This window comes from Streptomyces sp. NPDC019937 (genome assembly GCF_040631655.1).
Classification (GTDB): domain Bacteria; phylum Actinomycetota; class Actinomycetes; order Streptomycetales; family Streptomycetaceae; genus Streptomyces.
The window spans coordinates 1-14,914 of sequence record NZ_JBEYAL010000001.1; the positions used below are offsets into that span (position 1 = coordinate 1).

Below are 14,914 nucleotides of genomic sequence, written 5' to 3' on the forward strand. Positions count from 1 at the left end.
CTACCTATGGGCGGGATCGTGAGGGGGGTCCGTTGTGGCTGGGCTCGGTGAAGTCCAACATCGGTCACACTCAGGCCGCTGCCGGTGCCGCCGGGTTGATCAAGATGGTGATGGCGCTGTGTGCGCAGCAGCTGCCGGCGACGTTGCACGTGGACTCACCCTCGTCGCATGTGGACTGGGGTTCGGGGGCGGTGCGGCTCCTGACGGATGCTCGTGCCTGGCCGAGGGGTGAGCGTACGCGTCGGGCGGGTGTGTCGTCGTTCGGTATCAGCGGGACCAACGCCCACGTCATCGTTGAGGAAGCCCCCGAGACGGAGCCGGTGGCGGAGGAGCGGCCGTCGGCAGGGCCGGAGTTGCCGGTGGTGCCGTGGGTGCTGTCCGGACGTACCCCGGACGCGGTGCGGGCACAGGCCGGCCGCCTCGCGGCTCTTCTCGACGAGCGGGGACCGCAGGATCGATCCCCGGTCGACGTGGGCTTCTCGCTGGCGACGACCCGCGCGCTGCTCGACCATCGCGCGGTGGTGCTGGGTGCCGACGACGCGGCGCTCCGTACGGGCGTGACCGCTCTGGCGGGCGGCGAAGCCTCCGTGGTGTCGGGCGTCGTGTCCGAGGGCCGCACGGCGTGGATGTTCACCGGGCAGGGCAGCCAGCGCATCGGCATGGGCCGGGAACTCTACGACCGGTTCCCGGCGTTCGCTGGTGCCCTGGACGAGGTGTGCGCCCATCTGGACGCGGAACTCGACGGCGCCGCCGGATTCGACATCACCGTCCGTCAGGTGCTGTTCGCCCCGGACGGCTCGGACGAGGCGGCGCTGCTGGACCGGACCGGGTATGCCCAGACGGCGTTGTTCGCGGTGCAGACCGCCCTCGTGGAGTTGCTGCGCTCCTGTGGCATGAGCCCGGATGTCGTGCTCGGGCATTCCATCGGCGAGCTGGTGGCGGCCCGTACCGCGGGCGTGTTCGACCTCGCCGACGCCTCCCGCCTGGTCGCGGCGCGCGCCCGGTTGATGCAAGCACTGCCCACGGGTGGTGCGATGGCCGCGCTCGAGGCCGGTGAGGACGAGGTGGTGCGCATCCTCGACGAGGCCACCAAGACGCTGCCGGAGGGCGGGCGAGCCGCGATCGCGGCAGTGAACGGCCCCTCGGCGGTGGTGATCTCCGGGGATGAGGACGCCGTCGAGCGGGCGATGGCGGTGGCGCGCGCGGAGGACCGCCGGGTGTCCCGGCTGCGGGTCAGCCACGCCTTCCACTCACCGCTGATGCGGCCGATGCTGGCGGATTTCGCCCGTATCGCCGAAAGTGTCGCCTACCGGCAGCCGGTGGTTCCGGCGGTCAGCACCGTCACCGGGGGCCCGGTGGGGGAGCGGGACTGGGCGACGGGAGACTACTGGGTGCGACAGATCCGCCGTCCGGTCCGTTTCCACGACGCGGTGCGGACCGCGACCGGTGAGCTGGGCTCGACCCGCCTGCTGGAGGTCGGCCCCGATCCGGTGCTCACCTCCCTCGTACCGTCCGATGTGGAGACCGCGGTCTCGGTCCTGCGCCGGGACCGCGGCGAGACCGAGAGCCTGCTGACCGCCGCCGCCGAGATGTTCGTACGCGGCACGGACGTGGACTGGGCCGCGCTCTTCGCCGGGACCGGCGCCAAGCGGATCGAGCTGCCGACGTATGCCTTCCGGCGCCGCCGCTTCTGGCTGGCGGACCGGGCGGTCGAGCCGGGGACGACACCGCTCCTCTCGCGGTGGGGCGCGGGCGACCATGAGCGGAGTTCGGCCCTTCCGGGGGCGGAGCGCATCGAGGACCACCGCGAACTGGCCGTCCGGCTCCGGGGCATGACGGCCGAGGAACAGGACCGGACACTGCTCGGTCTGATCACCTCGCAGATCGCGTCCGTTCTCGGCCACACCGACGTGACGGAGGTGGAAACCGGCCGCAGGTTCCTCGAAATGGGCTTCACCTCCCTGTCGATCACCGACCTGCGCACCAGGCTCAGCCGGGCGACCGGACTGGTCCTGACCGCAGAGGCGCTGTTCGAGCACGCGACGCCGCGCGCGCTCGCGACCCATCTGCTGGCCGGGCTGTCCGGGTCGGCCGGGCCGATGGCCACGGCCGGGGCGGAACGAGCGGACGGCATGGCGCGGGGCGGCACCGTCACACACCTCTTTCGGCACGCGTTCGACCAGGAGCAGCACGAGCGCGGGCTGGACCTGCTCGACCTCGCGGCCGGAACGCGTCCCAGGTTCCAGGTCTGTGACACCGGAGGCGAGGGGCCGACGGGCGCCGAGCCGGTGCGGCTGTCGGACGGCTCGGAGGCCGAGCCCCTGCTGTGCCTCCCGTCGCTGGTGGCCCCGGCGAGCCCGTACCAGTTCGCCCGCTTCGCCCAAGCCCTGCGCGGCACCCGCGACGTCTGGGTCCTGCCCACACCCGGCTGCGGACCGGGCGAGGCGCTTCCGGACGATCTCGACGCCACTGCCGCCCGGCAGGCGGACGCGGTGCTGCGCGCGTTCGGAGACAAACCGCTCACACTCGTCGCCTACTCCTCGGGGGGCTGGCTCGCCCACATCCTCACCGCGCGACTGGAGGCGGCTGGAACACCGCCGCGCGCGCTGGTCCTGCTGGACACTCCCACGGGCGCGGGCGACAACCTCGCACTGGGCATGGCGGCCACCACTCACCGGCTGATGCGGCGATTCCCCCAGATCCCGGTGGACGATGACCAGCTCACCGCCATGGCGCACTACGCGCGGCTGTTCAGCGGCTGGCGGCCGGGGCCGACCGTCACCCCGACGCTCTTCGTACAGGCAGCCGAGTTCGTGCCTGAGCTGCTCCTCGAGGCCACGCGGCCCTCCTGGCCGCTTGACCACGAGGTGCTCGAAGTGACCGGAAACCACTTCACCTTGCTGGAGGGCGACGCGGAGTCGACCGCACGGCGGGTGCACGAATGGCTGAACGAGCAAGGATGAGGCGCGGCGCCGGCACGGACCGGTGACCGACGCCGAAGGCCACCGTGCGGGAGGGATCCCCACGGTGGCCTTCGGTTTCCGGTCTTCGGCCTCGGGACGGCACCCGGGTCCCCGACGCGGCCGGTCAGGTGCGAGGTGCGCTCAGGACTCGGCGCGGAGCAGGGGGTTGGGGTCCGCGTGCTCGTACCAGCCGATGAACGGCGGGCACAGGCCCCAGCCGAGCAGGCGCTGCAACTCTTCCGGGTACTCCCGGACGATGTCCTTCGGCACGGCCAGGAACTGGTTCTCCTCCTGGCGGAGGTTGCCGCGCACCAGGGCCATGGTGAGACCGGTCCGCGGATCGTCGGAGAGGTTCGGCCCGCCGCCGTGGAACAGCCCGCCCACCCAGATCAGGCAGGAGCCGGGCTCCATCTCCGCCTGCACCGCCTCCTCCGGCCGTGGGCCCCGTTCCGCGTCCCAGGCGTGGCTGCCCGGGTACACCATCGTGGCGCCGTTCTCGTCGGTGAACTCGTCCATCGCCAGCATGATCTGCACGCGGTTGGTCGGCCCGGGGGAGGGCAGCATATGCGCGATGTCGTCGCGGTGCGCGGGCTGCGGTGTCTCCCCGGGCCAGATCTGGATCACCTGCGTGATGCTGACCTGTACGTTCGGCGCGATCTCGGTCCGCTGCGGACCGAACCAGCTGGGTACGGGCCGCTCGATGAGGTCGCGGGCGGCGCCGAGGAACAGCGGGTTCAGCGCGACCTTCTCCATGTGCCGGGAGCGCGCGAACAGCGAGCACAGCCGCTTGGTCCGCTGTCCGGCGAACGAGCTGTCCCCGTACCCGGTCTTCTCCAGGGCGGGACCCAGGTCGTCCCAGAGCCCCTTGAGGGTGGTCTTGTCGATCAGGTCTTCCACGATCACACCGCCGTCGCGGTCGAGTGCCGCGGAGACTTCGGCCACCGTGGACGAGGCGGGGAGCCGGGCGAGACGTATGGCCATGGGAATTCCAGGCTCCTTGTTCATCGGAGGAGGGTCACGGACAGAGGGAGGGCAGGGACGGAGAGAGGGCTACCAGCGGACCGGCAGCGAATCCAGGCCGAACAGCACGCCGTTGTTCCTGAACGACAACTCCTCGAGGGGTCGGGCCAGCTCCAGCGTCGGGATCCGTTCGAACAGCGTCCGGTAGGCGAGCTCCATCTCGGTGCGCACCAGATGCGCCCCGAGACACAGATGGCGGCCGAAGCCGAACGCGATGTGGTGCTGCTCCGAGCGCCCGGGGTCGAACTGGTGCGGGCAGGAGAACACGGAACCGTCGTGATTGGCCGCGGCGACCAGCGGGGCGATGCCCTCACCGGCTTTGATGAGCTGCCCGGCGACCTCTACGTCCTCCAGGGCAACGCGCAGCGGCACCAGGTCGGCGACGGAGTAGTAGCGCAACAGCTCCTCGACCACCCGGTCGTCGCCGATCCACTGACGGTTCGACAGCAGAGTGCTCGCGCCGAGCGCGATGTTGTTCGCCGTGGTCTCCTGGCCTGCGATGACCAGCAGCATCGCCGCGCCGCCGATCTCCATCGGGGTCATCGTCTCCGACCTGATCATCACGCTGATCAGGTCGTCGCCGGGGCGCCGCTTCCTGATGGCGATCATCCTGCTGAAGTAGCGCAGGATCTGTTTGGACGCCTCGTCGCGCTCCTCGTCGGTGGCGCTCAGCGTGACCAGGACACGGATACGCGACTCGAAGAAGCCACGGTCCGCTTGCGGTACCCCGAGCAGCGCGCAGATCACCAGAGAGGGAATCGGCACCGCGAAGTCGGCAGCCAGGTCCGCGGGGCTGCCCTTCGCCAGCAGCGCCTCGACGCAGTCGTCGACGACCTCCTGGATCCGCGGCCGCAGCTCCCTGATGCGCCGGACACTGAACTCCGGGATCAGGACCTTGCGGTACCGGTCGTGCTCGGGCGGGTCCAGCGCCGCGAACCAGCCGGGCACCTGGTCCTGCGCGGGCGGCCCGCCGGTCCGGCCGGGGCTGGGGAAGCCCTCGTGTCCGGGGTTGGAGCTGATCTTCGGGTTGGTGAGCACCGCGCGGACGTCCTCGTATCGCGTCACCAGCCAGACCCGGGCACCGGTGGGCATGGTGGACCAGACCAGCCCCTCACGCTCACGGAAGTCCTCGTACTGCGGGGGTGGGAGGGGGTCACCGGGCCGTCTCAGCGGGAAGTCCACGCGTTTCGCGGCGTCCGGCCTGCCAGCAGTTTCCATTTCTCTCCGCTCTCGCAATCCGGTCCGGCCCGGCTACCAGGTCACCGGCAGTTCGGCGAGGCCGCCGACCAACTCGCCGCCCCGCGTTCGCAGTTCGTCCAACGGCACCGCGGGTCGTAGTCCGGGCAGCCTCGAGAACAGGGTGGTGAACGCGGTGCTCAGCTCCACCCGGGCCAGAGGCGCGCCGACGCAGTGCCAGATCCCGTGGCCGAAGGTCAGGTGCTGGTTCGGCGAGCGGGCGACGTCGAACAGCTCCGGCTCGCTGAACGCCTGCTCGTCGAAGTTCGCCAGCGCGAAGTCGAGCAGTACCAGCTCTCCGGCGTGAATGGTCACACCGGCGATCTCGATGTCCTCGCTCGCGTACCGCGGCAAGGTCGCTCCGGATCGCTTGGCGGACCGCAGTACTTCCTCGACCGTGCCGGTCAGCAGGGCCGGATCCCGGAGCACCGCGTCGCGCTGCTCCGGGTGAGCGGACAGCAGCACCACCCCGAGGTCGATGTGGGTCGCGACACTCTCCAGCCCGGCGAACAACAGGACCGCGGCCAGCGAACCGGCATGGTCGTCCGGGATGCCCGCCTCGCACATCCGGGAGATCACATCGTCGCCCGGCTCCGCCCGCTTGCGCGCAGAGACCCCGGCGAGCAAGCCGAACAGGGCTTTTGGCCCGGTGACCATGGACTGCCCGGTGTCGATCCGGCCCATACCGGCCAGCAGCGCCGCGCACCGCTCGCGGTCCTCGTCCGGCACCCCGATCAGCTCGCACAGGATCCGCAGGGAGAACGGCGACGAGAAGTACGCGTGCAGGTCGACCGGCCGTTCCCGCGCCGCGAAGTCCTCCACCAGGTCAGTCGCCAACTCCTCGATGCGCGGGCGCAGAGCGCGGATGCGCTTCGCCGAGAAGTTCGGTGTGAACAGTGCCCGTGTCCTGGCGTGCGCCTCGCGCGCAACCTGCGGGTCGTCGGCGACGAGCAGGTCGAGCAGGGAGTTCTTGACGTACCTCGGAGCGGTTCCCGGGCTCGGGTGGGAGCGGCCCAGCCGCTCGTCGTGGAGCAGCTTCTTCACCTCGGCATGCCGGGTGACCAGCCAGGCTTCGTCACCCGCCGGCGTACGGACCCGGCAGACCGGAGCGCTCGCCCGCAGCTCCCGCAGCGGGCTCGGGTCCAGCACGGGCCGCGCCTCGGTGGTCAGGGCGGGCAGCTCTCGGGATGTCGGCACAGACCTCTCCTCAACGTCCTGCCGGAGCGCTCTGTCCCGCCGAACGGGCCGCTTCGAGCTCTCTGGCGATCTCGTCGTTCACCTCGGCCTGATGGTCGGCGAGGAAGAAGTGGCCCCCGGGGAACACCTTGACCTGGAACCATCCCTCGGTGTGCGGTCGCCAGGCGATCGCCTCTTCCAGCGTCGTCTTCGGATCCGCGTCGCCGGTCAGGACGGTGATGGGACAGCGAATCTTCCGGCTCGGCTCGCAGGCGTAGGTCTCGATCGCCCGGTAGTCGCCGCGAATCGCGGGCAGCGCCATCCTCAGCAGCTCGTCATCGCCGAACACCGCCGAGTCGGTGCCGTTGAGCAGCCTGAGCTCGGAGACGATGCCGTCGTCGTCGCGCTTGTGTACCTGCTCGTCCCGGCGGGTCGAGGGAGCGCGCCGCCCGGAGGCGATCACCGCGTGGGGCGGTTTGACCCCTTGCTGCTCGAGCCGGAAGGCGGTCTCGAAGGCCAGTACCGCACCCATGCTGTGCCCGAAGAAAACCGTGGGCTTGTCGCTGAGGGCTTGGATCTCCTCGGCGAGAAGGTCGGCGAGCGCGCCGATGTCCTCGATGCACGGCTCGCGGCGCCGGTCCTGACGGCCGGGGTACTGGAGGGCCACCACGTCGGCCTCGGGCGAGAACCGTGCCGACACCGGGTGGAAGAAGCTGGCCGAACCGCCCGCGTGGGGGAAGCAGATGAGCCGCGCGGTACTGCCGACGGACGGGTGATAGCGGCGGATCCAGGCCGTTGTGGCGTCGTCCTTCGTTTCCAAGTCTCGTCGGTCCCTTCCGATCCAGGTCGCGATGTAGCGCTGTCTTCAGTGGAGTCCGAACCGCACCCGCAAATCCTTAGTCTTGGCCGGCCGCCCTCGGTGCGGGCGGCGGGAAGGCCGGGGGCGCTACTCGGCGGCTTCGCGGAACCGGTTGATGAATGGCAGGTGACGGGCGCGGGCCTGAGGGTCCTGGACGCCGAGGCCCTCGGTCGGGGCGAGGCACAGTACGCCGACCTTGCCGCTGTGACGGTTTTCATGGACCCGCCGCACCGCCGCCGGGGTCTGGGCCAGCGGGAATACGGTGGAGAGGGTGGGGTGGATTTTTCCCTTGGCGATGAGCCGGTTGGCCTCCCACGCCTCGCGGTAGTTGGCGAAATGGGAGCCGACGATGCGCTTGAGCGACATCCACAGGTAGCGGTTGTCGTACTCGTGGGTGTAGCCGGACGTAGAGGCGCAGGTGACGATGGTGCCGCCCTTGCGGGTGACGTACACCGACGCGCCGAAGGTCTCCCGACCCGGGTGCTCGAAGACGATGTCGACGTCCTCGCCGCCGGTCAGCTCGCGGATCCCCTTTCCGAAGCGCTTCCACTCCTTCGGATTCGGAGTCCGCTCGTCCGCCCAGAACCGGAAGTCCTCCGCGCTGCGGTCGATGACGGCCTCGGCGCCCATGGCCCGGCAGAGTTCCGCCTTGGCGTCCGAGGACACCACACAGACCGGGTTGGCGCCGCCGTGCAACGCGAACTGGGTCGCGTACGAGCCGAGCCCGCCGCTCGCCCCCCAGATCAGCACGTTGTCGCCCTGCTTCATCCCGGCGCCGTTCCGGGACACCAATTGCCGATACGCGGTGGAGTTCACCAACCCCGAGCAGGCCGCCTCCTCCCAGGTCAGATGGGCCGGCTTGGGCATCAGCTGGTTGGACTTGACGAGGGCGATCTCAGCGAGGCCGCCGAAGTTGGTCTCGAAGCCCCAGATGCGCTGCTCGGGGTCGAGCATCGTGTCGTTGTGCCCGTCGGAGCTCTCCAACTCCACCGACAGACAGTGCGCCACCACCCGGTCCCCGGGCTTCCAGCGCCGCACTCCGGGCCCGGTGCGCAGCACGACCCCGGACAGATCGGATCCGACGACGTGATACGGCAGGTCGTGCCGGGCGCCCTCCGGCCCGGCCTTGGCGTAGCGCTCCAGGAAGGCGAAGGTCGGCAGCGGCTCGAAGATGGCGCTCCACACCGTGTTGTAATTGATCGCGCTCGCCATGACCGCGATCAGCACCTCACCGGCGCAGGGCGACGGCGTTGGAACCTCGTTGATGTGTAGCGATTTCTCCGGGTCCTTGTCCGAGGAAGCGAGCCCCTCGAACATCCCGGCCTCCTCCTTCAGCGTGAGCGCGCCGCGATAGGAATCGGGTACGGGGAGCGCGGCGAAGTCTTCGGAGGCAGCGTCATCGGAGAGAACGGCGCTGATGATTTCTTTCACGAGATTCCGGTCCTCGGGTCGGGATGAAAGGAAGGCGTTCGACTAATCCCGCTTCATGGGCAGTGTGGACAGTTCCCCTCACGCGCGCCGCGTCAACGATCATTGAAACGGGCCTGCGCAAGGTACCGTCTCAATTCTCAGGAAATTACCAGCCTTGAAGTGTGGCCCTGGCTCGGCGGACATGCCGGCTGGGTGGCCTGCCGGCGGTCGGTCACCATGCACAGGCCGGTCCACCACAGCCCAAGCCACCTGGGTCATGAGCACCAGGCGCTGCCGACGCACGATGACACCGGAAGGTCAGGCCGCCGGTCACCGCCCAGCTCGGGGTGACCGGCGGTCCGGTTCCGTCTACGCCCCGAGGCGGGGCGGGGGCCTGTACCGCGAGTTCGGACAACATCAGTTCGAGGGCGGACTGGAAGGAGCTTTCCGCTAGCCTCGGGATCGTCGATCGGCGGGGGCAAGGGGTGCGGCGGCCTGGCGTTCACGATGCCCTGGTGTGGTCGGTGTCCGTTGTAGAACTGCTCGGACTCGCGCAGGGCGTGGAGGGTCGCGGTGGACGCGCCCACTTTCACCCCCCAGCGCAAGCAGCTCGCCGTGTAGACGTCTGTACCCCCAGCTCGGGTTCTCCTTCGCCAGCCGCAGCGCCAGGACGCGGATCGAGCGCATTGTGCGCGGCCGTCCCGGACGTTTGGGCCGGCAGGAGGCGGCATGGCGGCGCGCGATGAGGGTGCGGTGCCAACGCAGCACCGTGTCAGGGCGTACAAGCAGCCGTAATCTTCGCAGGACGTGCAGTGGCAGCCGGTGCAGCAGCGCCGCCAGGAATGCCCGATCGCTGGGTGCGAACCGGACCTTGTCCTTGCCGAGTTGACGTTCCGAAACGGTGACCTGGTGGCGCAGCGCGAGGATCTCCGCGTCCTTGTCCCGGTCGCAGCAGGCGAAGCATCGCGAACGCGTTCGTCACGCCGAGGTGGGCCAGTCGCAGCAGCACGGTCGATGATCTTGCCGCGGTGAGCGCCAGGCCGAGCGGCACAGGGTGAATACGGCGCGCTCGGCCCGCGCGAGGCGGCGCGGATCTTGCCGGGGCGCGAGGCCGGCGTCTCGGTGATGTCGTCCATGCAGCCCATGACACGCCTGTTCGCCTGTGGACAGAGGGCGGCTGATCTCCACCCTTGCGGGTGACGGCGCCCTGGTGCTCGGCCTGATCGGCGCCGAGTCTCTCTGACTGCGCCTACCGACTCTGACCTGGTGGCACCCCCTGCGCCACCTGTCGCGATCTGAAACCGTTCGCATGCCGTCTCGGGTGATGCGAGGGCCGGCCGTCTCGGTCAGCTGCTCGTCGTTCGCTCGTGGTCTTTCCCGTGCCGCACCCCTCCGTTTCGCGGTTCTTTCTCGGATCGCCGGACGTGACCCTTGCCAGCGACCAATAAGCATCATATGGTCGTACGAACGTAAGGCATACGAACGTAATCCAAAACTCAAGGGAGTCTGTCATGGCGACAACTCGGCCGGTGGCGCTCGTGACAGGTGCCTCATCGGGGATAGGCAAGGAGACGGCCCGCGCCTTCGTCGCGGCGGGTTTCGAGGTGATCGGAACGAGCCGCAAGACCTCCGGACTCACCCCGCCCGCCGGTGTGACGTACCTCGATCTCGACGTGGCCAGTGACGACTCGGCCACCGCCGCGGTCGCAGAGGTGATCGACCGGTTCGGGCGCATCGACGTCCTGGTCAACAACGCGGGCATCGGCTCGGCGGGCGCCGTCGAGGAGAACTCCGTCACTCAGGCCCAGAGCGTCCTGAACATCAACGTCCTCGGTGTCGTCCGTATGACGAAGGCCGTCCTGCCGCACATGCGCGCTCAGGGTGGCGGACGCGTCATCAACATCTCGTCCGTCCTCGGGGTCGCTCCCCAGCCCTTCATGGCTCTCTACGTCGCGTCGAAGCACGCCATCGAGGGCTACTCCGAGTCGCTGGACCACGAGGTCCGCGAGCACGGCGTCCGGGTCCTCCTCGTCCAGCCCGCCTATACCAAGACCAGCTTCGACACCAACGCCGCGCAGCCCGACACCCCGCTGCCTCTGTACGCGGAGCGACGGCGCGTCTTCGACGAGGTGATGGCGGATGCGATGAAGGGCGGCGACGCCCCCGCCGTCGTCGCCAAAGTGATCGTCACTGCGGCCACCGACAAGAAGCCGAAGCTGCGCTACACCGCCGGTCCGCTGGCCTCACGCGTCACCACGGTGCGCCGCCTCCTCCCCGCCGGAGCGTTCGACAAGCAGATCCGCAAGAACAACCGCATGCCCACGTGACATCCCGGTCCGACTGCAAGGGCGCCGATTCGTGATTTGCCGAGGTCATACAGCAGCAACGCCGCCGAACGGCCCGGCGCAGTGCATCGAGCGCAAGGCGATTTCTGAAGCAGAACGTCGGAATCCGCCGGCGGTCACCGCGCCGGCGGCCGTCCTGCGGTCGGCGCCGTCCGCGTCCGCAGGGACGGGACACTCGTATTGCGGATCCGTTGTCACCGACGTACGGGCCGCGTCGAAGTTCGGCTTCGCCGCCGACGAGATCCCCGAGAACATCCACGGTGGAAGGTCACCGGGCGCATCCGGCGGGGGTCGCCGCGAAGGCGCTACTCGTTGCAACCCAACACCCCGCAGCTCTCTCACACCTTATTTTAGGGAATCATCCATGCTGAACGCCCTGTGGAACCCGATCGTCGTCGGGGAGATCTCCCTGCCGCACCGGCTCGCGATGGCCCCCATGACGCGGGACCGGTCCACTCCGGAAGGCATACCCACCGAGCTGAACGCCGAGTACTACGCCCAGCGCGCCTCGCACGCCCTCATCATCACCGAGGGCACCCAGCCCAACGCCGACGGCCAGGGCTACCTGCTCACCCCCGGCATCTACTCCGAGGAGCACATCGCCGGCTGGCGCAAGGTCACCGACGCCGTCCACGGCGCGGACGGACGCATCGTCATCCAGCTCATGCACGTCGGACGGATGTCCCACCCCGACAACACTCCCCATCACCGGCAGCCGGTCGCCCCCTCCCCGGTCCGGCCGGCGGGCACCATGTTCACCCCGTCCGGCCCTCAGGAGATGCCGGTACCGCGCGAGCTGGCCACCGAGGAGGTCGCCGCCACGGTCGAGGATTTCCGCCGCGCCGCGGGGGCCGCCATCGCGGCCGGCGCCGACGGCGTCGAGATCCACGGCGCCAACGGCTACCTCGTGCACCAGTTCCTCGCCACCAACACCAACCAGCGCACCGACCGCTACGGGGGCTCCCTCGACAATCGCATCCGCTTCGCGGTGGAGGTCGCCACCGCCGTGGCCGAGGAGATCGGCGCCGGCCGCACCGGCTTCCGGATCTCTCCCGGCAACCCGTTCAACGACATCGCCGAGAGCGACACCCATGAGCTGTACCCGGCACTCGTGCGCGCCCTGGCCCCGCTCAACCTCGCCTACCTGCACATCGGCCACGGCGGCGACGACGAACACCTGCACACCCTCCGCAGGCTGTGGCCGAGTACTTTGGTTCTCAACCGGGCCGGCACCGACATCGCCACCCGCGCCAAGGACCTCGAGGACGGCCTGGCCGACATCGTCACCGTCGGTGTGATGGCACTTGCCAACCCCGACCTGGTCGAGCGCGTACGCACCGGCGCGCCGCTCAACACCCCCGACCCCGCCACCTTCTACGGCGGCGGTGAGGTCGGCTACACCGACTACCCCACCCACACCGCCTGACATACCCCGGCGATACCGGTCCCGGCGGGCCGGTATGCCCAAATGGCCCATGGAGGTGCCACGTGTCTGATCACGCTGCTGTTGAACTGAGCCCGGAAGCGATCGAGTTCGCGGACTTCATGGCCGGACTGGTGATTCCCGAGTCCGAGTTGGATGCAATACGCACCCGGTCGGAGAGTGTCCATCTCGCGGCCCGGGAGCCGGAAGGCGTCACCTATCGGGAAGTGGACGCGGGCGGCGTTCTGGGAATCTGGTGCGAACCGGTCGACACCAACGCCGACTACGTCCTCCTGCACGGTCACGCCGGGGGCTCCGTTCTGTCGTCAGCATTCGTCGACCGAAAGCTCGCCGGCCATATCGCCAAGGCCGCGGGGGCCCCCGTACTGGTCCTGGACTTCCGGCGAGCACCGGAACACCAATACCCGGCTCAGGTGGACGACGCGGAGGCGGCATTCAACTGGCTGCTGTCCGAAGGGTATGAGCCGGGAAACATCATCACGATCGGCCACTCGATCGGCGGGTTCATCGCTGTCGCCCTGGCGCTTCGCCTCCGCGACAAGCAGCAGCCGCTGCCTGGCGCCATCGTGTCGATTTCCCCCTGGTGCGACCTCGAGATCGCCAACGAGACCATGGTGACCAAGGCCGAGACGGACAAGATACTCAGCAAGGATCTGCTGGAGTTCTTCCGGGAGTCCTGGCTCGGCGGCACGGGCATTGAGTTCACGGACGCCAGGATCAATCTGAACCGGGCGGATCTGAGCGGTCTGCCCCCGACCCTCATCTCCTGGGGAACATACGAGGTCCTGGCCGGTGAGGACGAGGAGTTCGCCGCCCGTGTCGAGGACGCCGGAATCGACACGGCGACCGTGGTGGTCCCGGGAGGCCAGCACTCGTACGTCTACGGTGCCGGCCGGGTTCCGGAGGCCGACGCCGCCATCGCGCAGATCGGCGCGTGGGTCCGGGAGAAGGCGAAGATCTGACCGAGCGGTACGGGCGCGGCAATTGCAAGATCCGCGTGCCTGCCGGATCGGGACGGTGGACGGATGCCGACCTGGCCTTCGGCGGCGCGCGGGTCCGCGACGCACGCGACCTCGTCCCGGTCCCGCGGGCGACGGCCGGGACGGCCGATCACGACGGCGGCTTCAACTACGCGCGCGCACCGCCGCGCGCGACCGAGCTCGCCGACTTTCGGGTCGCCGTTCCGGGCCGAGAATCCGTCGCATCCGGTTGACAGCGACGGCCCGATCTACGCCATCGAGTTCGGTTCGGCGGCGGATGTCCGGCCCGCGACCGCGAGGTCGATGGCTCACGACCGGAGGCGGGCGCCTGTTCCCAGCCGGGCAGTGACTTCACGGGGAGTGAGGGGGGAGTGTTCCGCGGAGCACTCGACGACGACGCGGACCGGGGCGTCGCACTCGGTGTGGCGGACATCCAGTACCGGACCCTCGGAGTCGAGGGTGTATGCCTCGCCCCACTGGCTCAGCGCCATCAGAACGGGCCATAGGTCCCAGCCCTTGCGGGTCAGGCGGTATTCGTTGCGGGAGCGACTTCCAGGCTCCTGGTAGGGGATGGTCTTCAGGATGCCGGACGAGGTCAGCTTGCGGAGACGGTCGCTGAGGACGGCCTCCGACAGGCCGATGTGGCGGTGGAAGTCGGCGAAGCGGCGGACTCCGTTGACGGCGTCACGCAGGATCAGCAGCGTCCATTTCTCCCCGATCACGTTGAGCGTGCGCTGGACGGGGCAGTTCTCCGTGCTCGCCTCAAGCCACTCCATCCCGCCATCGTAAGGGGCCTGCCTTCGCCCTTGACAGTCAGGTGAACGCACGTCTAGCTTCACTTGGAATAGTCAGCTGACAGTCAGAGGGAAGGCGCCGGACCGTGGGGCGAACGCGCACCTATCACTGGGACGATCCCGCGATCTCGGCGGAGGCCGCCGGGCGCATGGCCGGCATCGACTTCCTGCGCGAGGTGCAGGCGGGGAGGCTGCCGAGGGCGCCGATCAGCAGCACCGTCGACTTCGCCCTGGACGAGGTGGAGCCCGGCAGGGCGGTCTTCTCGCTGATACCAGGCGAGGAGCACTACAACCCGATCGGCAGCGTGCACGGCGGCATCTTCGCCACCCTGCTCGACTCGGCGGCGGGCTGCGCCGTCCAATCCGCCCTCCCGCAGGGCATGGCGTACACCTCGCTCGACCTGACCGTGAAGTTCCTGCGACGGATCACCGTGGACACGGGCCCGGTGCGTGCCATCGGCACGGTTGTCAGCAAGAGCCGCCGAACTGCCCTCGCCCAGGCACAGTTGGTCGACGCGAAGGACCGTCTGCTCGCCCACGCCACCAGCAGCTGCATGCTCTTCCCGGTGCCCGCCTCTCAGGGGTGACTCCGCAGGCAGGGCCTTCGCTCCGTGGGGCAGCCGGGACAACAGGGAGTGCATCGACATCTTGGCGGACAGGAGCAGGTCGACGGCGTCCTGGGTGATG

12 protein-coding genes are annotated in these 14,914 nt (G+C 69.3%); 6 read left to right on the forward strand and 6 right to left on the reverse strand.

The annotated features are described in order from the left end of the window. On the forward strand, positions 1–2,963 hold a 2,963-nt coding region (locus ABZ562_RS00005), incomplete at its 5' end, for an alpha/beta fold hydrolase (RefSeq protein WP_361471587.1). Positions 2,964–3,104: 141 nt separating this feature from the next. Here the strand turns inward: ABZ562_RS00005 and ABZ562_RS00010 are convergent. The 5 genes from ABZ562_RS00010 to ccrA form a co-directional block, all read right to left on the reverse strand. Next, a complete protein-coding gene (locus ABZ562_RS00010) occupies positions 3,105–3,944 on the reverse strand; it encodes a phytanoyl-CoA dioxygenase family protein (RefSeq protein WP_361471590.1) in 840 nt (279 codons plus the stop codon). Between the two features lie 69 nt (positions 3,945–4,013). Further along, the gene (locus ABZ562_RS00015) at positions 4,014–5,201 is read right to left on the reverse strand and encodes a cytochrome P450 (protein WP_361471593.1); all 1,188 of its coding nucleotides are present in this window, start codon (positions 5,199–5,201) and stop codon (positions 4,014–4,016) included. Positions 5,202–5,234: 33 nt separating this feature from the next. Further along, the gene (locus ABZ562_RS00020) at positions 5,235–6,416 is read right to left on the reverse strand and encodes a cytochrome P450 (RefSeq protein WP_361471596.1); all 1,182 of its coding nucleotides are present in this window, start codon (positions 6,414–6,416) and stop codon (positions 5,235–5,237) included. Positions 6,417–6,426: 10 nt separating this feature from the next. Next, positions 6,427–7,215 carry an alpha/beta fold hydrolase gene (locus tag ABZ562_RS00025; protein WP_361471599.1) on the reverse strand — a complete coding sequence of 263 codons (789 nt, stop codon included), beginning with the start codon at positions 7,213–7,215 and terminating at the stop codon, positions 6,427–6,429. Positions 7,216–7,341: 126 nt separating this feature from the next. Next, positions 7,342–8,685, reverse strand: a complete 1,344-nt coding sequence (gene ccrA / locus ABZ562_RS00030) for a crotonyl-CoA carboxylase/reductase (protein ID WP_361471602.1) — start codon at positions 8,683–8,685, stop codon at positions 7,342–7,344. Between the two features lie 1,490 nt (positions 8,686–10,175). Here ccrA and ABZ562_RS00035 point away from each other — a divergent pair. The 4 genes from ABZ562_RS00035 (at position 10,176) to ABZ562_RS00050 (ending at position 13,666) form a co-directional block, all read left to right on the forward strand. Continuing rightward, the gene (locus ABZ562_RS00035) at positions 10,176–10,991 is read left to right on the forward strand and encodes an oxidoreductase (protein ID WP_361471605.1); all 816 of its coding nucleotides are present in this window, start codon (positions 10,176–10,178) and stop codon (positions 10,989–10,991) included. A 382-nt stretch (positions 10,992–11,373) separates the two neighbouring features. After that, positions 11,374–12,435 carry an alkene reductase gene (locus ABZ562_RS00040; protein WP_361471608.1) on the forward strand — a complete coding sequence of 354 codons (1,062 nt, stop codon included), beginning with the start codon at positions 11,374–11,376 and terminating at the stop codon, positions 12,433–12,435. 62 nt (positions 12,436–12,497) lie between these two features. Next, positions 12,498–13,415 (forward strand): alpha/beta hydrolase, encoded by a 918-nt coding sequence (locus ABZ562_RS00045; protein WP_361471611.1) that lies wholly within the window; start codon positions 12,498–12,500, stop codon positions 13,413–13,415. Then, positions 13,388–13,666 carry a hypothetical protein gene (locus tag ABZ562_RS00050; RefSeq protein ID WP_361471614.1) on the forward strand — a complete coding sequence of 93 codons (279 nt, stop codon included), beginning with the start codon at positions 13,388–13,390 and terminating at the stop codon, positions 13,664–13,666. Before ABZ562_RS00045 ends, ABZ562_RS00050 begins: the two co-directional genes overlap by 28 nt. 75 nt (positions 13,667–13,741) lie before the next feature. On the opposite strand, the gene ABZ562_RS00055 is transcribed toward ABZ562_RS00050, so the two are convergent. Next, positions 13,742–14,209 (reverse strand): helix-turn-helix domain-containing protein, encoded by a 468-nt coding sequence (locus tag ABZ562_RS00055; RefSeq protein ID WP_361471617.1) that lies wholly within the window; start codon positions 14,207–14,209, stop codon positions 13,742–13,744. A 104-nt stretch (positions 14,210–14,313) separates the two neighbouring features. Between ABZ562_RS00055 and ABZ562_RS00060 the strand changes: the two genes are divergently transcribed. Then, the gene (locus tag ABZ562_RS00060) at positions 14,314–14,814 is read left to right on the forward strand and encodes a PaaI family thioesterase (protein WP_361471620.1); all 501 of its coding nucleotides are present in this window, start codon (positions 14,314–14,316) and stop codon (positions 14,812–14,814) included. The last annotated feature ends 100 nt before the right edge of the window (positions 14,815–14,914 follow it).